This window comes from Chryseobacterium sp. S90 (assembly GCF_047444895.1).
GTDB lineage: Bacteria > Bacteroidota > Bacteroidia > Flavobacteriales > Weeksellaceae > Chryseobacterium.
This window is the reverse complement of sequence record NZ_JBLGCX010000001.1, coordinates 1,671,961-1,697,024: the sequence shown is the minus strand read 5'-3', so window position 1 is coordinate 1,697,024 and position 25,064 is coordinate 1,671,961. Positions and strand designations below refer to the sequence as shown.

Here is a 25,064-nt window from a genome sequence, read left to right as displayed (position 1 = left end):
AAAGCGGGAGAGTAGGCCGCCGCCAGTTTTTATTTTATTTTTAAAAATCCTTTATCTTATGATAAAGGATTTTTTTTTTGCTTTATACACAACTTCAATCCAAAGCAAACCCAGCACAACTCGAAAGAAAACCCAACTCCAAACATGAGCAATGAGTAATCAATAATGATTAATGATTCCTGTTTCATCCAATACTACAGATCATTCATCATTGATTATTTATCACTTATCATTGATAGCACTCCCTTGTCACTCCGAAGGAGTCTAAACAAGCCATTTTAGATTCTATCATCAAGTATATCTAAGATTATCAGATCACTTAAATATTAAAAACTCTGTGCTACTCCTTTGAATCTTTTAGATTCTAATCAATGCGGCTGGATTCCTTCGGAATGACATAGTTGGGATATTAGATCACTATATAAAATTGATGACTCTTAATCTGTACCCAATAACTCATAATTTATAATTTATAATTCATCATTCGTCTTCCCTAGCTCCGATAGTAATGGTTACCCCGCAGCAGGCGTGGATGCTTCGGCTATAGTCTGGGAAAGCCCTGGCGCGAGGAGTAGGAATGGATAGCGGGAGAATGCTCCTGAAATTTCAGAGTCGTTCAGAAAACTATTCTCTATAATCCCTATTTTCTTCGAATAAATTCAATAAGTTTGTATCAGTTTTCCAAAAATAATTATAATGTCAGGAAACATTCTGATCATCGATGATGAGATCAAACTCCTAAAGTTACTGGGAATGATCCTCTCCCAAGAAAATTTTAATGTAAAAGAAGCTTCTACAGCACGTTCAGCGATGACAATGCTGGAGCAATATGATTTTGATGTTGTTTTAAGCGATGTCCGTCTGCCTGATGCTTTTGGAGTAGAATTGATAAAGTCTATTAAAAGCAAATATCCTCAGCTGGAAATTATTCTGATGACAGCCTTCGGTAATATTACTGATGCAGTGCAGGCTATGAAGAATGGAGCATATGATTATCTGGTAAAGGGTGATGATAATGAAAAAATTATCCCATTGGTGTATAAAGCTCTTGAAAAGGTAAAGGATAACAAATCCAGAATAGTACAGCAAGTTGTTACTAAGGGATTTGACCAAATCATAGGAAAATCACCTCTAATTCTGCAGGCTAAGAAATTGGCTGAAAAAGTGGCTTTAACGGACGCTGCTGTTTTGCTCACAGGAGAAACAGGAACGGGTAAAGAAGTCTTTGCCAGTGCGATTCATGAAGGGAGTGACAGAAAGAAAAACAGCTTTGTGGCAATCAACTGTTCGGCATTCAGTAAGGAGATTCTGGAAAGTGAGCTTTTTGGGCACAAACAAGGAGCTTTTACAGGAGCTATTAAGGATAAAAAGGGATTGATTGAAGAAGCAAATGGGGGTACTTTGTTTCTGGATGAAATTGGCGAGATGCCGGTAGAACTTCAGGCCAAGCTGCTTAGAGTTTTGGAAACCAGAGAGTTTATCAAAATGGGTGAGACGAAAGTTTCAAAATCTGATTTCAGATTAATCGCAGCTACTAACAGAGATTTGGAAGATGAAATAAAGCAGGGTAACTTCAGAGAAGATCTCTATTTCAGACTGAATGTATTTGAAATCACTCTTCCGTCTTTGCGCAATAGAAAAGAAGATCTGAAAGCACTTGCGAATAACTTTATTGACCTTTTTTCTCATAAACTTCATTTGTCGTCTGTTCAGGTAAGTCCGGACTATTATAAAGCGCTGGAGGTTAATGATTGGAAGGGAAATATCCGTGAGTTGAGAAATGCCGTGGAGCGAAGTTTAATTTTGATGGATAACAACATCCTTGACGCGGACAGTCTTCCTCATTATTCTGAGAAAGCCGCTCCGGAAAGTGATTCGCTGAGCATCCGTTCCCTGGAAAAAATACATATTCAAAAAGTATTACAATATACAAAAGGAAATAAAGCAGAAGCAGCCAGATTACTTGAGATTGGCATTGCCACGCTATACCGTAAACTGGAAGAATACGGATTAAAATAAAACTATTATCATTTTAATAAAGAGCCTATCATTTTGATAGGCTTTTCTGTTTTTATTGAGTGCTTGCGTGTAGTTTAAAGTGTTGATATTTAATTATTTAAATATTTAATTCTTTAAATGGACCTTGTTTTGGCATATAGTCTCTGAATAAAATATTTAAAAATGACAATTTCAAGAAAAACGTTTAAAAAACGGGAGCATTCTACTTTTAGTCTGCTGATTGTATCGTACGTATTACTGACTCTTTTAACCCTAATGATTAAGATATGATGCTTATAAGTTTAATTCTGCTTTTTGCAGTGTTGTTTTGGCTTTTATGTAAATCAGTTGAATTTTTTGATAGAATATAAATTATGTGGAGTTTATTTTTCCTCTCAATACTTGCCTTTGTGTATATCTGTTATGTTTTAATAAAACCTGAAAAATTTTAAACAATCATGAATACAGAAATTTTAGGCATTATAGCAATGTTTGCTGTCACGTTAGTTATCGGAATTTTTTTAGGAAAATATATAGCTAATGTTTATGGATACAAAAAGACTTTTCTTGATCCGGTCTTTGAACCCATTGAAAAGTTAATTTATAAAGTTTCGGGGATTAATCCTGCCCGTCAGATGAATTGGAAGCAGAATATGTACGCTATGCTGGCGATCAACCTTATATGGTTCATCATTGGATTCCTTCTTTTACTCAATCAGGCATGGCTTCCTTTAAATCCTGACGGGAATCCGAATATGTCACCCGATCTGGCTTTTAATACGACCATTTCTTTTTTAGTAAACTGTAATCTACAGCACTATTCGGGAGAAACAGGAGTAAGCTACCTGAGCCAGCTTTATCTGATGTTTTTGCAGTTTGTAACGGCAGCAACAGGGATGGCAGCAATGGCGGTTCTTTTTAAAGCTTTTAAAGAAAAAACAAGCACAGAATTAGGTAATTTCTACGATTTTTTCACAAAATCAATGATAAGAATCCTGGTTCCGATAAGTATAATTGTTGCTTTAATTCTTTCTATCAGCGGAAGTCCGATGACTTTTGAAGGAAAAGATCATATCATTACACTCGAAGGTCAAAAGGCTGATGTTTCCAGAGGACCTGTATCTGCATTTGTTGCAATCAAACACTTAGGAACTAATGGTGGAGGATTTTTTGGAGCGAACTCAGCACATCCGCTTGAAAATCCTAATTATACGACCAATATGACAGAAATGGTCACTCAAATGATCATTCCGTTTGCATTGGTATTTGCACTGGGTTTTTATCTGAATAAAAGAAAGCTGTCATGGGTGATCTTTACCGTAATGACAGTCGGTTTTCTGGCACTTACCATTCCGAATATCGTGAATGAAACAGGTGGAAATCCTCTGATTACACAAATGGGAGCAGACAGCAGTCTTGGAGCTATGGAAGGGAAAGAAATCCGTTTCGGAAGTGCTGCATCAGGGTATTGGAGTATTGCCACTACAGTAATTTCTACAGGATCTGTGAATGCTATGCATGACAGTACAATGCCGCTTTCGGGGATGAATGAGCTGCTTGCCATGATGATCAACTGTTTCTACGGAGGTTGCGGAGTCGGAATTCTGAACTATTTCATTTTTATCATTCTGGCGGTGTTTATCAGTGGTCTGATGGTTGGGCGAACTCCTGAATTCATGGGCAAAAAGATTGAAGCCAAAGAGATGAAGATTGCTATGATTGTCGCTTTATTCCATCCTTTTTTAATTCTTGCGGGAACAGCTTTAACGGCTTATTTACCGGAATTCGGAGCAAAAACATTGAATAATCCAGGCTTCCATGGTTTCAGTGAAATGCTGTATGAGTTTACTTCTTCTGCAGCTAATAACGGATCCGGATTTGAAGGACTTGGAGACAATACACCTTGGTGGAATATTTCAACGGGAATTGTTCTCTTATTATCAAGATTCATTCCGATTATAGGTCCTGTTGCTATTGCAGGATTACTGGCACAGAAAAAATATATCCCCGAAAGTTCCGGAACACTGAAAACAGATACGGCTACTTTCGGCTTTATGACCCTGGCGGTGATTTTACTGATAGCAGCATTATCTTTCTTCCCTGCATTGACCTTAGGACCTATTGCAGAGCAGATTCAGTATTTCTCAAAATAAAAATGTGAACATTAAAAATTAAAATCAATTTTCAACCATTAAGGAAGCCGAAAAGTTAGGAAGCTAGTCTGACAACTTACTGAAACGTTCACTTAATATTATCCATATCTATCCTCATGATCTGGCAGACCTTAATGGTTACTATTGATTTACAATGATATAAATTCTTTCAAAAAAATGAAAAATCAGTCACAAACATTGTTTCAAAGAGATTTGGTAAACGAAGCGATAAAACAGTCCTTGGTAAAGCTGAATCCGAAAATCATGTTTAAAAATCCAGTAATGTTCCTGGTGGAAATCGGAACCATTGTCATGTTTATAGTAAGCATGTTCAGCCTGACTGGTGATAAAACCCAGGGAAGTTTTTCCTATAACTTTTTAGTATTTATTATTTTATTTTTCACAGTTCTGTTTGCCAATTTTGCAGAAGCTATAGCAGAAGCAAGAGGAAAAGCTCAGGCTGATACCCTCAGAAAAACAAGAGAAGAAACTCCGGCCAAACTGGTACTTGATAACAAGCCGGGATTTCAGGTAGAAACAAGATTGAAGATGTCTGCTGAAATGACATTAGGTGATATTTTCCTTTGTGAAGCCGGGGATCAGATTCCGATGGATGGAGAGATTATTGAAGGTCTTGCAACCATTGATGAATCAGCAATTACCGGAGAAAGTGCGCCTGTAATCCGTGAATCCGGAGGAGATAAAAGTTCTGTAACAGGAGGTACAAAAGTTCTTTCAGACAGAATTAAAGTAAAAGTAACCACAAAACCGGGAGAATCCTTCCTAGATAAAATGATTGCCCTTGTAGAAGGGGCTTCAAGACAGAAAACACCTAACGAAATCGCATTAACCATACTTCTGGCAGGATTTACCCTTACATTTATCATCGTTACTCTCACTCTCAAACCATTTGCAGACTATGCGCAGACTCCGATTACCATAGCGGCATTTATATCTCTTTTCGTTTGTCTTATTCCGACAACCATCGGTGGTCTGCTTTCTGCAATTGGAATTGCGGGGATGGACAGGGCTTTGAGAGCAAATGTGATTACCAAAAGTGGTAAAGCCGTAGAAACAGCGGGAGATATTGATGTTCTGTTGCTTGATAAAACCGGAACAATCACTATCGGAAACCGTAAGGCAACTCAGTTTCATCCTGCAAACGGAATCGAACTTGAGAAATTTATTAAAGCTTCCGCATTAAGTTCTGTAGCTGATGAAACTCCGGAAGGAAAATCAATCATTGAATTAAGTGCTTTGAAATCTGAAGATTTATTAGTTGCTAATCCTGTTTATATTGATTTTACAGCAGAAACCAGAACTTCAGGGATCGATTTTGACGAAACAAGAATCCGTAAAGGAGCTTATGATACGATAAAAAAACTGACTGAAAAAGCCGGGAATATCTTCCCACAGGAAACCCAGGATGCGGTAACCAAAATTTCTGAAAACGGAGGAACACCTCTGGTAGTTTCTGTGAATGAAAAAGTATGGGGCGTTATTGAGCTTCAGGATATCATCAAAACCGGAATTCAGGAACGTTTCCAAAGACTGAGAAAGATGGGAGTGAAAACGGTAATGGTAACCGGAGATAACCCTCTGACTGCAAAATTTATCGCAGAAAAAGCAGGAGTAGACGATTTTATTGCAGAAGCCAAGCCTGAAGATAAGATGAATTATATCAAAAAAGAGCAGCAGGAAGGTAAGCTGGTGGCCATGATGGGTGACGGTACTAATGATGCTCCGGCACTGGCACAAGCCGATGTAGGTGTAGCCATGAACAGTGGAACTCAGGCTGCAAAAGAAGCCGGAAACATGGTAGACCTTGATAATGACCCTACAAAGTTGATCGAAATCGTAGAAATTGGTAAACAGCTGCTGATGACAAGAGGAACATTGACAACTTTCAGTATTGCGAATGATGTGGCGAAATATTTTGCCATTATCCCTGCACTCTTTATCACTTTTATTCCCTCCCTCCAAAAGTTGAATATTATGAACCTTCACAGCCCGGAAACAGCCATATTATCAGCGGTTATTTTCAATGCAGTGATCATTCCGTTCCTGATTCCGCTGGCGTTAAAAGGAGTGGCTTATAAGCCGATCGGTGCAAGTGCCTTATTGAGAAGAAACCTTTTGATCTACGGTCTGGGCGGGGTCATCGTTCCTTTCATTGGAATCAAAATCATTGACTTGGTAATCAGTTTATTCTATTAAAATTAAAAAAATGAAAAATCATATTGTTTCAGCATTCAGATTAACTCTTGTGATGCTGGTGGTTACAGGTATTTATCTTGGTGTTGTATATGGAGGTTCCAAAATACTTCCCAACAAAGGAAACGGAGAAATTGTCTATGATAAAGGACAGAAGTTTTATGCCAATATCGGACAGGAATTCAAATCCGAAAAATACTTCCACGGCCGTCCTTCATCAGTCAATTATAATGCAGCAGGAAGCGGTGGGAGCAACAAAGGTCCCAGCAATGAAGAATATCTGGAAACAGTTCAGAAAAGAATTGATACTTTAAAAATGAAAAATCCTGAAATGGGAAATACGAAAGTTCCTGTAGAACTTGTTACGGCAAGTGGAAGTGGTCTGGATCCGGATATTTCTGAAGAAGGAGCTTTGTACCAGGCAAAAAGAGTTGCAAAAGCGAGAAACCTTTCAGAAGAGCAGATCAAAAACTTGATTAATACTCAAACTGAGAAGCCGTTATTAGGACTTTTCGGACCATCAAAAGTAAATGTCCTGAAGCTTAATATTGCTTTGGATCAATTAAAATAATAAATTTAATAATCAATAATCATGTCAAGGTTTTAAACCTAGACATGATGAATACACCTTTGAAACTAAAGTGAAAAAATATCTAGCTATATGTGCACTATCAGGGCTGTTTTTAGCCAAAGCACAATCATCAGATTCATTGAAAACAGGAAATAAAGTTACGTTTTCCGCTTATGCAGAACTCTTTTACACCTACGATTTTAATGAACCTGGAAATCATATGCGTCAAAATTTTCTCTACTCATATAACAGACACAATGAAATGAATCTTAATCTGGGATTAGTTAAAGCCAATTACCAAAGTGAAAATATCCGAGCCAATGTTGCTTTAATGGCAGGAACTTACGCTCAGGATAATATGGCCGCTGAACAAAATGCCCTACGTTATGTAAATGAAGCCAATATAGGAATCAAAATTTCTAAAAATAAAAACCTCTGGATTGACGCAGGGATCATGCCTTCACATATCGGTTGGGAAAGTGCTATAGGAAAAGATAATATTAACCTTACGAGAAGTTTTGCTGCTGAAAATTCGCCGTATTTTGAAACCGGAGCCAAAATTTCTTACACCTCAGATAATGGAAAATGGTTTTTAAGCGGGCTGGTACTGAACGGATGGCAGCGTATTGCCAAACCGGAAGGAAACCAGAGTATTTCTTTCGGACATCAGGTGACCTATAAACCCAATGATAAAATCACTCTGAACAGCAGTTCATTCATAGGAAATGATAAAGCAAAAGAAGACAAAAGAATGCGGTACTTCCATGATTTGTATGGAAGCTTTCAGTTGACAGATCAGTTTTCTGCGGTATTGGGATTTGATATCGGTGCAGAACAGAAATCAAAAGGAAGTGAGCAGTATAATATCTGGTACAGCCCGAATGTATTAATGAAATATCAATTAGATAACAAATGGGCGCTGGCAGGGAGATTGGAATATTACAATGATAAAAACGGAGTTATTATCAATACCGGAACTCCTAATGGATTTCAGACCTTCGGATATTCCCTCAATGTAGATTATGCTATCTTTAAAAATGTAATTTTCCGTACAGAAGCAAGAGGTTTTACTGCCAAAGATGCCATTTTTGCTAAAAATGATGAATTTAGAAAAGGGAATTTCTTCATTACAACAAGTCTTGCAGCCTGGTTTTAAGAATCAGCTTAACCACAGTTGAACGTGTTTAAAGTAAAATTAAAAAGAATAAAATCAATGTCATCAGCAAAAGATTTTTTAGAACTGATCCAAAAGTCCCGTAAAGGAAAATTCAAAATTTATATCGGGATGAGTGCAGGCGTAGGAAAGAGCTTCCGTATGCTTCAGGAAGCGCATTCTCTTTTGCGAAATGGCATTGATGTAAAGATTGGTTATATTGAAACTCATGGCAGAGAAGAAACGGTAGCCCTTGTAGAAGGTCTTCCGGAAATTGAAAGAAAATCTGTTTTTTACAAAGGAAAAAACCTCGAAGAAATGAATCTTCAGGCCATTATCAATGAACATCCTGAAGTAGTTTTAGTGGACGAGCTGGCGCATACCAACGTAGAAGGTTCCAAAAATAAAAAAAGATGGCAGGATGTGCTGGAAATTCTTGATAACGGTATCAATGTTATCAGTGCGATGAATATTCAGCACATTGAAAGCCTGAATGAAGAAGTCAAGAAAATCACAGGAGTAGAAGTAGCAGAGCGGGTTCCGGATAAGATACTGGCGCTTGCGGATGAAGTGGTTAATATTGACCTTACTGCTGATGAGCTTCTTACTCGACTGAAAGAAGGAAAAATCTATAAAAAAGAAAAAATTCAGACGGCACTCAGTAATTTCTTCCAAAGCGGGCATATTCTGCAGCTTCGTGAGCTGGCTTTAAAAGAAGTAGCCACCCATGTAGAAAGAAAGGTAGAAACAGAGATCAAAACTGAAAATTTTAAACCCATAAAATTCCTGGCCTGCATTAGCAGCAACGAGAAAATTGCCAAAACGATTATCAGGAAAACAGCAAGGTTAGCCAGCTATTATAACAGTCCATGGACTGTTTTATACGTTCAGAAACCTTCAGAAAATCCTGAAAAAATAGCGTTGGATAAACAGCGGTATTTAATTAATAATTTTAATTTAGCACAGGAATTGGGTGCCAAAGTAGTCCGTATCAAAGAAAGCAGTGTTCATAACGGAATTCTTGAGTATGTGATTGCCCACAATATCACTACGGTTTGCATTGGAAAACCTCATGCCAGTTTCTGGCAGCGGCTGTTGGGTTACAGCTGGATCTATACCCTCATGAACAGGCTGAATGAAAGACAGATAGATATTATTATTTTATCTTAAAAGTAATGAAACTTAAAACGAAACTTACCTTAGGCGTTGGCCTTTTATTTCTGCTGATTGTTCTGCTTTCAGTGATAGGTTCTGTATACATCAATAAATTAAAATCCGATACTGAAAAAATCCTTACAGCCAATTATAATAGTCTGGAGTTTTCCAAGAATATGCTTCTGGCGCTGGATAATATCAGTACAGACAGTACCGTTGCGATAGCAGATTTTCGAAAAAATAACAAGCTGCAGGAAAAAAATCTTACAGAATTTGGAGAAAAAGAAGCCACTCAAAACCTCAATATGCATTTCAGCAGCTATCTGAAAGCACCGGATATCCATAAAGAAAAACTAATCCGTGAGGATCTGGCCAAAATTATGTCTTTGAATATGAAAGGCATAGAAAGAAAGAGTGATATCGCGATTATTACAGCAGAAAATGCCACTTTTTGGATTGTAAGTTTAGGAACCGTATGCTTTCTGATTGCTTTTATTCTGCTTTTCAATTTACCTCAAACTATTGCAGAACCAATCAATCAGCTTACCTTCAGTATCAAACAGATTGCTGATAAAAATTATAATGAGAGGGTTCATTTTAAAGGAAGTGAAGAATTCAACAGCCTGGCGGAGTCCTTCAACAGTATGGCGGAGAAACTTCAGGAGTACGAAAGCAGTACACTTTCTAAGCAGCTGATGGATAAAAAACGTATCGAAACATTGGTCAATAACATGCACGATGCGGTGATTGGGCTGGATGAAAACCATTTTATCTACATGATCAATGATGAAGCATTGAAGATCACAAACCTCCATAAAGAGGATATTATTGGAAAAACGGCCCATGAAGTAGCTATTAACAATGATCTGATGCGTGAATTGCTGAAAAATATAGATCATCCGGTAAAAGATCCGATTAAAATTGTTCGTGATAATAAAGAAAATTACTTCGAACAGGATATTATTCCCATCAATATTGTAAAGACAGGCGAAAAAGAAAAAAAATATATCGGAAAGGTAATCTTGTTGAGAAATATTACCCCTTTTAAAGAACTTGATTTTGCTAAAACCAACTTCATTGCAACGATTTCCCACGAACTAAAAACTCCGATTTCTGCAATCAAAATGGGTGTTCAGCTTCTTGGAAACCAAAAGTTCGGAGAACTGAATGAGCAGCAGCAGGAATTATTGAAAAGCATTAATGAAGACGGGCAGCGGTTATTGGATATCACAGGGGAATTGCTTAATCTTTCTCAGGTAGAATCCGGAAATATCAGATTGACTGTAGAGAAATGTTCCCCTAAAGAAATCGTACAAACTGCAGTAAAAAATGTTGAAAAGCTTGCCGAGCAGAAAAATATTTCCATCAGCACAGAATATCTTCTGGAAGAAAGCGATGCTGTAAATGCTGATTTTGATAAAACAGTCTGGGTAATGAATAATTTTCTTACCAATGCGGTGAAACACTCTTTTCAGGATGAAAATATTAAGATTGTGGTAGAAAAACAAAACTCATTCATTCAGTTCAGTATTATTGATACCGGAAGTGGAATTGATGAAAAATACCACCGCCAGATCTTTGACCGTTATTTTCAAGTTCCCGGCGAACATCAGAATGGGACAGGTTTGGGCTTGGCTATTTCAAAAAATTTCATTGAAAAACAACATGGAGAAATAGGAGTGAAGAGTTCTCTGAATAACGGAAGTACATTTTATTTCAGACTGCCGGTTTCATAAGGATTATTGTTATACCTTTAAACAGGAAAATATCTGATTTTCTTATTTAAAAATTTGTAATTCTATTCTTTTATTCATGGATCCTTTTTTCTATTTGCCATTGGCAGGTATAGCAGTTTTTATCATCTCAAGAATTTTCTTTTATGTGCAGAAAAATAAAATTATTGAAAAATATCAGCAGCCGGATGCGGTAATTTTTAAAAATATCCATGGTACCATTGTTTCAGTAACTAAAGGAGGTCTTAGCTATAGTAAAAAATTTCGATGGTGTAGTTTTGAAATTTTCATGAATCAGAATTCTATATTTTTGTTTCCTAAAGATTTTTACATTGTTCCCGGTAAGTGTATTAATCTGAGATTTGGATCAGATAGAAGAAATACAAAAAATCCGGAAGTTCTGAGAGAATTTCATATACATGACAATTATGTGGAACTCATTCTTTATCCTGACTGGATGCCCAATACAAAGCGCACAATTTCTTTGGAAAGACTAAATAAGGCAGAAATTTTGCTGTTTCGGAAAGCTTTGATTAAGGAATAGTAGTTTAAGCAGTTATTTCAGACTACCAGTTGTAAGGATTATTGTTATTTGTTATATTTTAGCGCTATAAAATTAAATAACCTAAACCTGTGAATATTAAAACAATCGCTCTTTTTTTTGGACTTATAATATCGAAATTTTGCTTTAGTCAACAAGAATTTCGTGAAAACTTTACTTTAAAACTTCCGGTGGATTCTGTGAGGTATTATCAGCAAGAAGTAAAAAAATCTCCTTATTTTGTCAAGGAAAATACTTTACAAATTTACCCGGGTGAACATTTATTTATCGAAGCAGATGTTAAAGATGGAAAACTGGAATCTATGAAGGTAGTGAAAGACAATATAAATCCGTCGAAAACCATAGAAATAGAATTTTCACAAGATACTGAGGATAGAAAACATAAAGGAATGATGCTTCAGGTAAGCAATCCATTTGGAAAAAATCTTTTATATGATGCAATGATGTATACTGTAGGAAAAAAGGAATGGGCTAAAACTTCAATTATTCCAATAAAGCCGAAACTTTCAAATTTTGAATTATGGAATGATGTTATTATTACTCTTGTCCTTAATAACTGGAGATTACAAAACTGACAATCCTATTCTTTATATTTACGCTAAAATAAAAATGAGAAAAGCATTAGGATTCTTATTATTTTCAGTTGTACTGAGTATTCAGGTCTCTGCACAAACCTTTACAGTAGAACAGCTTAAAGGATTCAATAAACTGACAATGGAGGAGTTTAAAAAGGAAATGAAACAGCTTCAGTTCAAATTTTATGACAGAACAGAAGGCTTAAGCTTCCTTTTAACCGAATACGAAGCCCTAGACTATACCTCGAAAATCGGAAAGTTCGAATATAAAGAAGAAAAATCAGAAGACAGAATTGAATTTGAGTTTAAAGAAAAGAAAGAATACGATCAATATCTTAAACTGATATTGTCAGCCGGATATAAAGAAACGGAGAAAGGAAAGATCATTACCAAAGAACCCTATGTGGATTACTACAGGAATAAAGAACATATCAGACTGATCTTGCCAAAGACCGGAGAAAGTTCTCCATATACTATTATTGTTTTTAAGTAAATCGAAAATATTAATTCTTAATAAATAAAAAAGCTGCGAAAATTATTCGCAGCTTTTTTTATAGCATTCGTGAGCTTACTCTTTGATAAACTTCTGTACAATTGCATGATCTCTCGTGAAAACTTTGAGAATATAGTTTCCTTTAGAAAGTTCAAAAACAGGAATTGAGTTTCCTTTTACATTTGTTGAACTGATAATTCTTCCGGCTGCATCATAGATTTCAGCTTTTATAATTTCATTTTTAGATTGAATATTTAGAATATCTCTTACCGGATTCGGATAAACAGAAATAATAGTATTTTCCTTATTGGCTTCTGCTATTGCTAATACATTCTGAACGCTTGTGATGTAAGTATTGGTAATAATCGGATGATTGTAATCAAAATAGATTCTGGCCGTATTACTGAAGCTGTCTCCAAGATTTAAGGTAGATTTTGTTTTGATTTTAAACGAAACATAACCGTCATTATTCGCATCATCAAAAGGCAGTTGGATGTTTTCAAAGATGAACTCTACCGTATTCGGATTGGTAATTCTTGCTACAAAATTGTGACTTCCGTTCAATGCAACTAAACTTGATATGTCAAATTTAGAAGTATCAATAACATCCTTTACCACAATATTCTGTGCATTTGCGGTACCTGTGTTTTCAAACCTGATCAGATAATGCACATAATCTCCAACCTGGGTTTGTGTAATAGTAGTTCCTTCCAGACAAGTCTTATCATTCGGGTCAAAAGAATTGACTACCGATTGGTTTAACGTGAAATTATTGTCCAAAGGCGTTTCATCAGCAGCTCCATTGATTTGTGCTGTGTAATGCAGAATATCACCGCTGTTTAACGATGGAGTCTGTGTTGGGGTATTTAATTTCAGTGTTACGGTGACTTCTCTGGTTTCAAGAGGAAGAAGATTGGTGAAATTCCAGGTTAACATTCCTGTAGACTGTGTAGCGGGAGAAATTGTTGCATTCAGGAAATTCATCAGATTGTCGTTGAAATTGAAAACAATATTTCCTGATTGAGCCACAGTTCCTTTGTTTTTGTAAACAATTTTGTATTTGGTATCAAATCCTGGAATAGCAGCTGTTACAGGAATAATCATGACTTCAAGATCATTATGAGTTCCGTTCGCTGTTAAACAGAAATTTTGAATCAAAGGGCTTGTTTGTGCCGGAAAGTTTACTGTTAAAGTACTTGGAGATATGGTCCAATAGGCTGGATTTTCTGAAATTGGCGTAATTGTATGAGCACCTGTTTGTAAAGGAATAGAATAATTTCCTGATGAATCAGCAATCATATTTCCGGAAACAGAACCGCTTGTAATCGAAAATTTTTGGAAAGGTTTGTTAACATCATTAAGATCACAGCCATTGCTATTAATATCGTATTTTGTAGTACCATTAACTTTATAATAAGTACCGCCCGGTGTGAATGAACAATATGAATTTAAATTAATAGTATTGAGAGAATAAGAAGATAAATAATTACTGATCGCTGCGAAATCACCATCATCACAGCAAATATATTTAAGATTAGGATTGTTATTATTTATATGAAACCATGATGTGACGTTCAATACAGTTCCTCCGCTTTTCAGATTAATATTTTTCAGAAGTGCATTGTCATAGATCGTGATGTTTTCCAATAAAGGATTCATACTTAAATCCAGTGTTGTAAGATTATTATTTAAAGTACCAAACTGTCTTAAAGCTGGAAAAATGGAAAGATCTATAGCTGTCAGACCTGTAGATTGTAAGCCAAGAGACTCTATGTTCGTTGTACCGACCAGAGATAATGTGGAGATCGGGCTTTGTGAAAGATATACAGTATCTAGGTTTTGTAGATTATGTAACTGAAGTGTTGTTAAAGCGCTGCAGCTATAAATCCCCAGATTATTAAGATTCGTACAACCTGTTAAATTAATACTATTGGTTGAAGAACTGTTCCTTATTTGAAGCCATTCCAGATTACTCATATTACTAAAATCCAAAGATTGAATATTGGTCTTATTGATCTCCAAAGACTTCAGATTAGGGCAAAGGCTAAGATTAATGCTATTGATAGGCTGAGTAGAATTTAAATTGCTGATATATAAAGTTTTCAATGAATTGCTCTGCAGATTGTAGTTCATAATATTATTATTTTCGGAGGTCATCGTTACCAAAGATGTACAACCTGAAATATTAAGTGACGCTAATTGCGGATTCGTAGTTACTGATAAAGCAATCAGGCTAGTCATATTACTTAAATCAACTGCAGAAACAGAAGTACCAAAAAGATATAATTCTGTTAAATTAGTAAAGCTTTTAATTCCTTCAATAGATTGTATATAGGATCTGTTTCCATAATAAAGATCAGATAGTTTTACCACATTACTAGCCTCACTTTGCTGAATGATACCATCATTATTGGTGTCAACGGGAATACTGTTTCCATATTGATCCTTTGCATAGCCATTGCTGTAATTAGCTGTTAACAAAAAGTTCTTAAAAGCCGTGTCAGGAATATTCACATTTTGCGCCTGAAACACTGCAAAAATCATCATAGAAATGATGAGGTAGATTTTTTTCATGTATTATTAGTTAATGGTTATTTGTTGTAATTTGAAAACAAAAATAAACCATTAAGAGGAATATCTTAATGGTTTAGTAAATAATTATTAAAAATAATTGTTATTTTTCAATCAAATCCAGAAACTGCTGCTCATCCAGAATTGTAATTGTTCCGATATCCTGAGCTTTTTTCAGCTTGCTTCCGGCTTTTTCACCTACCACAAGATAGTTGAGGTTTTTCGAAACCGCAGAAATATTTTTTCCGCCATGTTTTTCTACCATTTCCTCGGCAGATTCTCTGGTAAATAATGACAATTTTCCGGTGAAAAGGAATGTTTTTCCTTCCAGAACGTTGGATAAAACTTCATTGGTAGTTTCTCCTTTTTCAAGCTGTACTCCGTAAGATTTTAAACGTTCTATCATCAATACGTTTTCAGAATTCTGGAAGAAATCAACGATGCTGATTGCAATCTTAGTCCCGATATCTTCTACCTGGCAAAGTTCTTCAACAGTAGCATTCTTTAATTCTTCAATAGTAGGGAAGTTTTTGACCAGTTTCTTGGCAACCGTTTCTCCCACATGTTTGATCCCGATTCCATATAATACCTTTTCAAAAGCAATTTCTTTGGATTTCTCAATTCCTGAGATGATGTTCTGAGCTGATTTCTCAGCCATTCTTTCCAACGGAAGAAGCTGTTCTTTCGTCAATACATAGAAATCTGCAGGATTTTCGATCAGTTTTTCTCTGTACAGCTGTTCAATGGTTTCACTTCCAAGGTTGTCAATATTCAAGGCTTTTCTGGAAACGTAGTGGATCATTCTTCCAACAACCTGTGGCGGACAGTGAAGTTCGTTCGGACAGAAATGAATGGCCTGATCTTCAATTTTTACCAGTTCTGTTTCACATTCAGGGCAATGTTTGATATATTCAATTTCTCTGCTCTCTTCTGTTCTTTTATCAGTGTTTACCCCTACAATTTTTGGAATAATTTCGCCTCCTTTTTCTACATATACAAAATCATGTTCATGAAGATCCAGTTTTTTGATGATATCTTCATTATGCAGAGAAGCTCTTTTTACGATGGTTCCGGCCAGTAAAACAGGTTTAAGATTAGCAACAGGAGTGATAGCACCCGTTCTTCCCACCTGATAAGAAACACTTTGAAGTTCTGTCTCTACTTTTTCTGCTTTAAATTTATACGCCATTGCCCAACGGGGAGATTTAGCTGTATAACCAAGCTGTCTCTGTTGCTGTAACGAATTCACTTTTAAAACGATACCATCAATTTCAAATGGCAGATTATGACGTTCTGTGTCCCAGAAAGTAATAAACTCTTGTACTTCAGCCATCGTTTTACATAATTTGGCCTGCTGAGAGGTTTTGAAGCCCCAGCTTTGCGCTTTCTGAAGGAGTTCCCAATGGGCTTCCGCAGGGATATCTTCGGAAATAAACTGATACAGTACAGAAGAAAGTCCGCGTTTTCTTACCTCAGCGCTGTCCTGCATTTTCAAACTTCCGCTGGCTGTATTTCTTGGATTCATGAAGGGATCAAGGCCTTCTTCCTCACGGAGCTTATTGATTTTATCAAAGTTTTTTCTGGTCAGATAAATTTCTCCACGCATAAAAAACTGAGCCGGGAAATCACCTTTTAATGTCAAAGGAATATCTGAAATGGTACGTACATTCGGGGTAATCTCATCTCCCTGGAAACCATCACCACGGGTAACCGCCTGTGAAAGTTTTCCGTTTTCATAAAGAATAGAAATAGAGGCACCGTCATATTTTAGCTCAGCAACAAATTCTACAGGATCTTCAATTGTTTTGATGATTCTCTTTTCCCAGTCTTCCAGATCGTCAAAATCATAGGAGTTGTCCAGTGAATACATTCTGAATTTATGCTGAATGGTAGGGAAAACCTTGGTAACACCACCACCTACACGTACCGTAGGTGAGTTCTCATCGTAAAATTCCGGGTATTTTGCCTCCAGATCCTGAAGTTCCTGCAGAAGCATGTCGAATTCAAAATCCGTAATAGTAGGAGTATCCAGTTGATAATAATTGTCGTTATGCTGGTGAAGCTCTTTGCGGAGCTGTTCTATCTTTTGTTGAATGTTTTCAGACATTGGGTTTCTATCTTTTGAGCAAAAATAACTAAAGTAATTGCATTTAAAAAATAACAGAATTAAATAGTACAGGAAAATTAAAAATACGTAATATGTCTTAACAGCTTGGTTCTGTTAGAAATAAAACGTGTGTTTAAAGTAATTTAACATAACGTTCTGATTTAATTAAAAAAATGTTAAAACTTTCTTAAACACCCAGCCCTTAAAGTCAAAATACCTTTGCACATCTGATTGAAAGAAACCTCAACATGATCTATTAACATGAAAATCAAAGAGGTTTCCTGGCGAACATCAAAAAATTAATCATAAAGATCTTCGGAAGAAATGAAAAAAGTAAAGATTGTACTGGGATTATTGTTTTTAGGGCTTGGAACAATGGCGTATGCACAGACCACGCAGGCTTCTATTGTAGGGAAAGTTACCGGGCCGGGAAGTACGGCTCAGGAAAAAGTGAAAGTAACGATCGTGAACGAGTCTACAGGATTCAAAACGGAAACGGAAACCAACTCAAAAGGAGAATATATCTTTAAGGAAATACCTCTTGGCGGGCCTTATACAGTTATTGTAAACGATGATAAAAAAGAAGGTTACAATGTGAACTTCGGAGATCAGGTTACCGTGAATATGGATCTTGGGAACGAAAAGACTATTGAAGAAGTAAAAATTACCGGAAACCTTAAAAACAAGATCGGAAACCTTGGAGCAGCTACAGCAATCTCTGCAAAAAACATCAGCATGCTTCCCGTGAACGGCCGAAACTTTACCAACCTTGCTGAACTGTCACCATTAAGCGGAAAAGGAGGAAACCTTTCAGGACAGCTTGGATCTTCCACCAACTTTACAATTGACGGGATGACTGCAAAAAATCCAACTTCTGCAGGATCCACTACCAGCCGAAGCGGTGCTCCTTTCTCTATTTCTATTGAAGCAGTACGTGAATTCAAAATTACAACCAACCAATATGATGTGACATTGGGAAGAAGCGGAGGTGGAACTGTAAGTGCTGTTACCAAATCAGGAACCAATAAATTTTCTGGAAGTGCCTGGGAATATTTAAGAACTAACTGGCTTTCCAGTCCGTATGACATCAGAGGAAACAAAAGAGATAATGATTTCTCTACTTCTCAGTTCGGATTTTCATTGGGAGGACCAATTATTAAAAATAAATTACATTTCTTCGTAGCATGGGATCATCAGCTGGATTCAAGACCTTTGGTGATTGCAGATATCAAATCTCCGGATGACGAGAAGAGATTCAATACTACTACGCAGACGCTTAATCAATTTGTGGATATTGCCAGAGCAAAATATGGGGTAGGAAGCGGTCCGCAATTTGGAACGTTTGATAAAGTAAGAAACTCTGATGCTGCCTTCTTACGTCTTGACTGGCAGATCAATGAAAAGAACTTATTAACGCTTAGGAATAACTTTACTTACGATCTAAATAAAAACGGTCTTGGTGATAATACCAATATCAATTTCTTTGAATCTTACGGAAATGATAAAAACCTTGACAACAGTTTGTTATTAACCTTAAGATCAAATTTGCAGCCTAATTTAACCAATGAATTAAAGGCGCAGTATCTTTATACTTTTCAGGACAGTTACCAAAATAATCAATTAGGAAAACCTGTTCCAAGAGCTATTGTTGAAGGAGTATCTTCCAGTGCAGGATCTACGAATATTCAGTTCGGAGGGCACCGCTTTGCCCAGGAAGGTTTTACAAATAATGTGTTTCAAATTGTAGATAACTTATATTACAACACAGATAAAGTAAAATATACATTTGGGGCTGATCTTATGTATACATCAGCAAAATCTATATATGGAAGTGAAGTGAACGGAAGATTCCATTTTCAGGGAATGAGCAACTTTGACGCAATGACTCCTTACCGGTTCTACAGAGAAGTTCCTTTAATGGAAGATCCGTCTGTAAGATCAAATATCTGGAACATCGGTCTTTATGGGCAGTTTCAGACTAAAGTGGCCAAAGGTCTTGATTTAATGGCTGGTATAAGATTAGATTACGGAGGTTATCCGAAAGCAAAATTCAACCAGAAACTGTTTGATGAAATGGGAATCAGAACCGATAATCAAATCAAATCATTTGTGATCCAGCCAAGATTCCAGTTTGACTGGAACATCAATGAAGGAAATAAGGACTTCCTGAAGTTCGGAGCCGGAATTTTCTCTTCAGATATCAACAACTATATGATCATTAACAACCTTGTATTTGATGGAAAGCATCTGGCTACAGTGGATGTAACGGGTAAAGATGTTCCGTTCCCGGATTTCAACAGCTACAGAAATGATTATAACTCTGCTCCGTCTCTTTCCCAGTACCAGATTCCAACCATTAACTATACGGGTAAGGATGCAAAAATCCCAATTGTTTATAAAGCCAATATTTCTTATACCCATTTCTTTAATGAAAGGTTCAGAGCAGGGATCGCAGGATATATGGCTTTAGGTAGAAATAATTATTTTTACTATGACAGAAACATGGTAGCCAATCCTTTCTTCACATTAGCTAATGAAGGCGGAAGAGGAGTATTTATTCCTACAGGTGCTATTACCAATAATGCCAATAATAGTGTAAGCTTCGACTGGAAACAGGGAAGAATCAATAATAATTTCGGAAGAGTACTGGAGTTGGTGAGTGATGGTAAAGTAAACCAGTTTTCATTCGTAATAGATACAAGTTATCGTTACTGGAAAGATGGAGAAATCACCGCAAGTTATACATGGTCTGATATCAAAGACAATACTTCTTACAACGGAAACGTAGCCAACTCTGCAACATTATCCACCATGATTCAGAGCGATCCGAGAGATTTAAGAATGACCTATTCTGATAACCAATTCAGAAATAAAGTCGTGATCTATGGAAACTCTCCTACAATCGCCGGATTTACATTAGGGATCAGATATTCAGGAATCGGAGGAACCCGTTTCTCAGCAACAACAGGAGGAAACATCAATGGTGATTTCGTAGATTCCAATGACCTTGCTTTTATCTTCCCGAATCTTACGCAATCCGTTTTGGATGATCCACAGGTAGGACAGGCTCTGAAAGATTATATCAACGAATACAACGGGAAAATTGCAGAACGTAACGGAGGTAAAAACGGTTTCTATGGAGTTTGGGACGTTCGTGTAGCGAAAAAAATTAAATTTGATAAAGTAGGAGCTTTTGAACTTTCTGTAGATATTTTCAATGTGGCGAACCTGCTTAATAAAGAATGGGGTGTAAACAACTCATATGGAAATACTTCCTTGTATAAAGTAACCAGATTTAACAAGGATACCATGCAGTATGAATATACCAAAAACGTAAGTGGGGGAGGTTTGGTTCCAATGTCTGGAAATCCATACCAGATTCAGATCGGTGCGAAGTATTCCTTCTAATAATTATCTTTTTCAATCATTGAAGACATAAAAGAAAATGAGTCAGCTATTGTAAATCTCACTTAGCTGTAATCCGTAAATCTTTTATGTCTTTGTGGTTTTCATTTATTAATAACTACCTTTATCAGGAAGTTTCACAACTTTATTTTTAATAATTTAAATTATATTATGAAAAATTTTATCTTAGGGTTAGCAGTTTTAAGTACAGTTATGATGAAAGCACAAACCCAGATTATTGCCCATAGAGGATATTTCCAGACTCAGCCTCCTACAACGGAGAACTCAATTCAATCATTGGAAAATGCCCAGAAATTAAAAATATATGGGTCTGAATTTGATGTAAGAATGACAAAAGATGGTGTATTGGTGATCAATCACGATGAACATCATGGTAAAATGGAAATTTCTGAAGCTACATTCAAAGAACTGGAAGCATTGAAATTATCCAATGGAGAAAAATTCCCAACATTAAAAGATTATTTAAAACAGGGAAAAAAAGATAAATCTTTGAAACTGATCGTTGAGATCAAACCAGCAAAGACTCCGGAAATTGAAAATGAAATCACGCAGAAAACGATAAAAATGATCAAAGACATGAAGCTGGAATCTCAGAGTGAGTTTATTTCATTCAGTCTGAATATCTGTAAAGAGATCAAAAAACTGGCTCCAGCCTTTAAAGTTCAGTATCTGAACGGTGAGCTTTCTCCTGAACAGATCAAAAAAGAAGGATTGGATGGTATGGATTATCATTACAGTGTTTTCCAGAAAAATCCAACCTGGATTGCTGAAGCTAAAACATTAGGATTAATTACAAACTCATGGACCGTAAATGACGTTGCAGTATACGATGAGTTGAAAAAACAGGGGATCGGGTTTGTAACAACCAATATTCCTGATCAGTTAAAGAATAAATAATGATTGAAATCTTTCACAAATAGTATATCTGAAAGACGAAATATTCCCCTCCTCCGGAGGGGTGGCAAAAATTCAAAGAATTTTTGACGGGGTGGTTTAAGGTATTTCCCAGCCACCTCAACAATAATCAATAATTTACACAGTCTGTCTCTTTTAGGGGGCAGACTGTTCTCTGTTCTTTTTTTAGGAACTTGCTCCGTACTTTTCTAGGATATTTTAAAAAAGTGCAATTAAGCATGTGTTATCGTTTTGTAAATCAGTTTATTATGTTGTTTACGTGGTATTGACTCAAAGAAAGACAATAAAGGTAAACAAATATAGCTGTAGAATAGTATTAAAAATACTTAATTGCTTAAGTATTTATTAACTAGGTATTTATCTAATGTTATTAAGGATGGATTAACATATGGTTTAATAAATTTTTAAGAAACGTTAAAACTGTGTTAAGACCATCCTTGTAATGTCGTTCTAATTTTGCGCAAACAAAAAGTAAATGCGTAAAGAGACACAAAAACTATTGGTTTTGTCACTGTTAGGATTTGTCAGTGCTAATCTGGCAGCTCAGCAGAAAGCTAAAAAAGACACGGTTAAAGGACTTGATGAAGTAGTAGTAACTGCTTTGGGCATCAAGAGACATGACAGGGCTTTAGGATATGTTGCAGAAAAAGTAGCTGCCAAAACATTTGAAGAAACTCAGAACAACAACTGGGCACAATCAATGGAAGGTAAAGTGGCGGGTCTTAAAATCCAGACTGCCGGAGCAGGGCCGCTTGGAACCTCCAGAATTACTTTGAGAGGAGAAAAATCCATTATGATGGATCATAACTATGCCCTGATTGTAGTGGATGGCGTTCCAATGGGAAATTCTACCACAGGTTCCGGTACGGCAGCCTATGGAGCTGGTTCCGGAGGTGATGTTCCAATTGATCTTGGAAACGGATTAAACAGCATTAACCCGGACGATATCGAATCTGTAACTGTATTGAAAGGAGCTTCTGCAGCCGCATTATATGGATCCCGTGCCGCCAACGGAGCTTTAATGATCACTACAAAATCAGGAAAAACAAAGAATGGAAAACTGAGAGTAACCTTCAATTCTTCTTCAAGCTTTGATTCCGTATTGAAATGGCCGGACTACCAGTATGAATACGGACAGGGAACACTGGCAACAAATGCTGGAAGTTTTTACTACTCATATGGCCTTTCCCCGGACGGACCAAGTACCGGAGGTACAAGTAGTGCTTTCGGGCCTAAATTTGCCGGACAATATTACTTCCAGTATGATCCCAATGTAATGGGGCAAAGCAAGGAAAGACAGTTGTGGAGACCTTACGAAAATAACATCAAAGGTTTCTGGCAGACAGGTTCTAACTACTCGAACAGTATTTCAGTAGAAAGCTCAAACGAAAAAACAAGCTTCAGATCTTCACTTACCTATCTTAATAACGAGTGGATGATGCCGAATACAGGTTTTGACAGGTTCAATTTTGCTTTATCTTTTGCTCATCAGCTTACCCAAAAATTAAAAATATCAACAAAATTTGCTTATAACACTACTACGAGTGACAACCTTCCTGCGACGGGATACAACAACCAGTCGATTTCCTATTTCATGATCTTCCAGAATCCCAATGTGGATCTTGAATGGTATAAACCGATCTGGAAACCGGGGCAGGAGCAGGTTGACCAAATTCATCCTTTCAGCTCCTTTATTGACAATCCTTATATGATTGCTTACGAAATGTTGAATGGGGTCAGAAAAAAGACCATTACAGGAAACATTACGGCAGATTACCAGTTTAATAAGAATTTCAGTTTAATGCTGAGGTCTGGTATTGAAATTCTGAATGAAAAAAGAACCACCAAAAGACCATGGAGTTCTGCCAATTATCTGAAAGGGTTCTACAGAGAACAATTCATCAAAAATCAGGAATACAACAATGACCTTTTATTCTCTTACAAAGCAGATTGGAATAAATTCAGTATTTCCGCTTCTGCAGGGGGAAGTATCCGTTATAACGAATACCTGATGACTGATTACCAGGCCATAGGATTGAAAACTGCCGGTGAGTACAGCCTTACCAATGCGCTTAATATTCCGGTTAAATATCCAGCGCCAAGAGATAAACATGTTGATAGTGTTTACGGATTGCTTACTCTGGGATATGACAATAAAATATTTGTGGACGTTACCGGAAGAAATGACTGGAGTTCTACACTTCCGAAGCAAAACAGATCCTTCTTTTATCCTTCAGTGAGTACCAGCTTCATTCTATCAGATATTTTTAACCTCAAAAGTAATAATCTGAATTTATGGAAACTGAGAGCTTCATGGGCGAAAGTAGGGATAGACAGTGATCCTTATCTTTTGGATAATTATTATACAGGAAGTAATATTACAGGAAGCGTAATAGCTCCTACAACTTTTAACAATCCTTCGCTTAAACCTGAAAAAAATACAAATATTGAAGCCGGTATGGATTTCAGTCTTTTCAAAAACAGGTTGAATATTAATCTTACCGCATATCAGAACGTAAGTGAAAACCAGATTATCCCTGTTTCTCTGCCTTACGAAAGTGGATATTCCAAAAGGGTAATCAACGCAGGGAAAATCCGTAACAGAGGTCTTGAGCTTTCAGCAGACATCCTTGCCGTAAAAGGTGAAAATTTCTCATGGAAAGTAGGTGGAAACTGGTCTACCAACGAAAACAGAGTAATGACTCTGCCTGAAGGATTTGACGGAATTGTTTCCAACGTAGGGGATGTTGTCTTCTATAAAATGGAAGTGGGAGGTTCTCTTGGTGACATGTATGGATTTAAATTATTAAGGACTCCGGACGGAAAAGTCATCTACGGGGACAATGGGCTTCCGGGAAGACCTGCAGATATTGAAAAAGTTGGCAATGCATTCCCGAAATGGCGTGCTGGTCTTCAGAATGATTTTAAGATCAAAAACTTCACAATAAGTTTCTCATTTGATGGTCAGTACGGTGGTATTGCTTATTCTCAGTCACATCATAAAATGTCTGAACAGGGTAAACTGAAATCTACCCTGCCGGGAAGAGATAATCCTGGCGGAATGATTGTAGGAGACGGTGTTGTTCAGAACCCTGACGGATCTTTCAGTACGAATACAAAAGGAGTGCTGGTATCTTCCTATTACGGAGATTACTATCGAAGAGCCAATGTGGAAACCAACAGCTTCAGTACAGATTTTATTAAGCTGAGAGATGCCAGAATTGCGTATTCTTTCCCGAAAGAAACCATAAAATCTATCGGTCTGGATGATCTTACGATTGCCATTTTCGGAAAGAACCTGTGGATGTGGACGAAGTTCCCATTGTTTGATCCTGAAGTCGCGACGTTGGATAATGCAACCATTACTCCAGGAGTTGAAATGGGACAGCTTCCAACCGCAAGAACAGTCGGTTTTCAGTTAAATCTTAAATTCTAAAA

The 25,064-nt window shown here is 36.7% G+C and carries 16 protein-coding genes; 14 read left to right on the top strand and 2 right to left on the bottom strand.

Annotated elements, in window-relative coordinates; genetic code table 11:
- Positions 1-696 precede the first annotated feature (696 nt).
- From ACLMCG_RS07755 to ACLMCG_RS07705, 11 genes are all read left to right on the top strand, one after another.
- Entirely contained in the window at positions 697-2,019 is a 1,323-nt protein-coding gene (locus ACLMCG_RS07755; RefSeq protein ID WP_413959404.1) for a sigma-54-dependent transcriptional regulator, read from the top strand.
- A gap of 353 nt (positions 2,020-2,372) precedes the next feature.
- Entirely contained in the window at positions 2,373-2,450 is a 78-nt protein-coding gene (locus ACLMCG_RS07750) for a potassium-transporting ATPase subunit F (RefSeq protein WP_077415921.1), read from the top strand.
- 6 nt (positions 2,451-2,456) lie between these two features.
- On the top strand, positions 2,457-4,151 hold the full coding sequence (gene kdpA / locus ACLMCG_RS07745; protein ID WP_413959403.1) for a potassium-transporting ATPase subunit KdpA: 1,695 nt from the start codon (positions 2,457-2,459) through the stop codon (positions 4,149-4,151).
- Positions 4,152-4,328: 177 nt separating this feature from the next.
- Positions 4,329-6,368, top strand: a complete 2,040-nt coding sequence (kdpB, locus tag ACLMCG_RS07740; RefSeq protein ID WP_413959402.1) for a potassium-transporting ATPase subunit KdpB — start codon at positions 4,329-4,331, stop codon at positions 6,366-6,368.
- Positions 6,369-6,378: 10 nt separating this feature from the next.
- The gene (gene kdpC, locus ACLMCG_RS07735; RefSeq protein ID WP_413959401.1) at positions 6,379-6,936 is read left to right on the top strand and encodes a potassium-transporting ATPase subunit KdpC; all 558 of its coding nucleotides are present in this window, start codon (positions 6,379-6,381) and stop codon (positions 6,934-6,936) included.
- 70 nt (positions 6,937-7,006) lie between these two features.
- Positions 7,007-8,092: a porin gene (locus ACLMCG_RS07730; protein ID WP_413959400.1), complete on the top strand. Its 1,086-nt coding sequence runs from the start codon at positions 7,007-7,009 to the stop codon at positions 8,090-8,092.
- Between the two features lie 57 nt (positions 8,093-8,149).
- Complete coding sequence (locus ACLMCG_RS07725) at positions 8,150-9,259, top strand: sensor protein KdpD (RefSeq protein WP_223601786.1); 1,110 nt, start codon at positions 8,150-8,152, stop codon at positions 9,257-9,259.
- A gap of 5 nt (positions 9,260-9,264) precedes the next feature.
- A complete protein-coding gene (locus tag ACLMCG_RS07720; RefSeq protein ID WP_413959399.1) occupies positions 9,265-10,980 on the top strand; it encodes an ATP-binding protein in 1,716 nt (571 codons plus the stop codon).
- 76 nt (positions 10,981-11,056) lie between these two features.
- Positions 11,057-11,521, top strand: a complete 465-nt coding sequence (locus ACLMCG_RS07715) for a hypothetical protein (RefSeq protein WP_413959398.1) — start codon at positions 11,057-11,059, stop codon at positions 11,519-11,521.
- 89 nt (positions 11,522-11,610) lie between these two features.
- Complete coding sequence (locus tag ACLMCG_RS07710; RefSeq protein ID WP_413959397.1) at positions 11,611-12,114, top strand: hypothetical protein; 504 nt, start codon at positions 11,611-11,613, stop codon at positions 12,112-12,114.
- A 34-nt stretch (positions 12,115-12,148) separates the two neighbouring features.
- Positions 12,149-12,607: a hypothetical protein gene (locus tag ACLMCG_RS07705; RefSeq protein WP_413959396.1), complete on the top strand. Its 459-nt coding sequence runs from the start codon at positions 12,149-12,151 to the stop codon at positions 12,605-12,607.
- Positions 12,608-12,682: 75 nt separating this feature from the next.
- Here ACLMCG_RS07705 and ACLMCG_RS07700 read toward each other — a convergent pair whose 3' ends face one another.
- Together ACLMCG_RS07700 and ligA are read right to left on the bottom strand one after the other, a co-directional pair.
- A complete protein-coding gene (locus ACLMCG_RS07700; protein ID WP_413959395.1) occupies positions 12,683-15,181 on the bottom strand; it encodes a T9SS type A sorting domain-containing protein in 2,499 nt (832 codons plus the stop codon).
- Between the two features lie 100 nt (positions 15,182-15,281).
- The gene (gene ligA / locus ACLMCG_RS07695; protein WP_413959394.1) at positions 15,282-17,285 is read right to left on the bottom strand and encodes an NAD-dependent DNA ligase LigA; all 2,004 of its coding nucleotides are present in this window, start codon (positions 17,283-17,285) and stop codon (positions 15,282-15,284) included.
- 324 nt (positions 17,286-17,609) lie between these two features.
- Between ligA and ACLMCG_RS07690 the strand changes: the two genes are divergently transcribed.
- From ACLMCG_RS07690 to ACLMCG_RS07680, 3 genes are all read left to right on the top strand, one after another.
- Positions 17,610-20,693, top strand: coding sequence for a carboxypeptidase regulatory-like domain-containing protein (locus ACLMCG_RS07690; RefSeq protein ID WP_413959393.1), 3,084 nt, complete (start codon positions 17,610-17,612; stop codon positions 20,691-20,693).
- Between the two features lie 168 nt (positions 20,694-20,861).
- The gene (locus ACLMCG_RS07685; protein ID WP_223601778.1) at positions 20,862-21,608 is read left to right on the top strand and encodes a glycerophosphodiester phosphodiesterase family protein; all 747 of its coding nucleotides are present in this window, start codon (positions 20,862-20,864) and stop codon (positions 21,606-21,608) included.
- Between the two features lie 493 nt (positions 21,609-22,101).
- A complete protein-coding gene (locus tag ACLMCG_RS07680) occupies positions 22,102-25,062 on the top strand; it encodes a SusC/RagA family TonB-linked outer membrane protein (RefSeq protein ID WP_413959392.1) in 2,961 nt (986 codons plus the stop codon).
- Positions 25,063-25,064 lie beyond the last annotated feature (2 nt).

What these genes read in the sequence shown, in the direction of transcription:
- ACLMCG_RS07755 (WP_413959404.1), top strand. Translation starts at nt 697, where the DNA reads ATGTCAGGAAACATTCTGATCATCGATGATGAGATCAAACTCCTAAAG.
- ACLMCG_RS07750 (WP_077415921.1), top strand. Translation starts at nt 2,373, where the DNA reads ATGTGGAGTTTATTTTTCCTCTCAATACTTGCCTTTGTGTATATCTGT.
- kdpA (WP_413959403.1), top strand. Translation starts at nt 2,457, where the DNA reads ATGAATACAGAAATTTTAGGCATTATAGCAATGTTTGCTGTCACGTTA.
- kdpB (WP_413959402.1), top strand. Translation starts at nt 4,329, where the DNA reads ATGAAAAATCAGTCACAAACATTGTTTCAAAGAGATTTGGTAAACGAA.
- kdpC (WP_413959401.1), top strand. Translation starts at nt 6,379, where the DNA reads ATGAAAAATCATATTGTTTCAGCATTCAGATTAACTCTTGTGATGCTG.
- ACLMCG_RS07725 (WP_223601786.1), top strand. Translation starts at nt 8,150, where the DNA reads ATGTCATCAGCAAAAGATTTTTTAGAACTGATCCAAAAGTCCCGTAAA.
- ACLMCG_RS07720 (WP_413959399.1), top strand. Translation starts at nt 9,265, where the DNA reads ATGAAACTTAAAACGAAACTTACCTTAGGCGTTGGCCTTTTATTTCTG.
- ACLMCG_RS07715 (WP_413959398.1), top strand. Translation starts at nt 11,057, where the DNA reads ATGGATCCTTTTTTCTATTTGCCATTGGCAGGTATAGCAGTTTTTATC.
- ACLMCG_RS07705 (WP_413959396.1), top strand. Translation starts at nt 12,149, where the DNA reads ATGAGAAAAGCATTAGGATTCTTATTATTTTCAGTTGTACTGAGTATT.
- ACLMCG_RS07700 (WP_413959395.1), bottom strand. Translation starts at nt 15,181, where the DNA reads ATGAAAAAAATCTACCTCATCATTTCTATGATGATTTTTGCAGTGTTT.
- ligA (WP_413959394.1), bottom strand. Translation starts at nt 17,285, where the DNA reads ATGTCTGAAAACATTCAACAAAAGATAGAACAGCTCCGCAAAGAGCTT.
- ACLMCG_RS07690 (WP_413959393.1), top strand. Translation starts at nt 17,610, where the DNA reads ATGAAAAAAGTAAAGATTGTACTGGGATTATTGTTTTTAGGGCTTGGA.
- ACLMCG_RS07685 (WP_223601778.1), top strand. Translation starts at nt 20,862, where the DNA reads ATGAAAAATTTTATCTTAGGGTTAGCAGTTTTAAGTACAGTTATGATG.
- ACLMCG_RS07680 (WP_413959392.1), top strand. Translation starts at nt 22,102, where the DNA reads ATGCGTAAAGAGACACAAAAACTATTGGTTTTGTCACTGTTAGGATTT.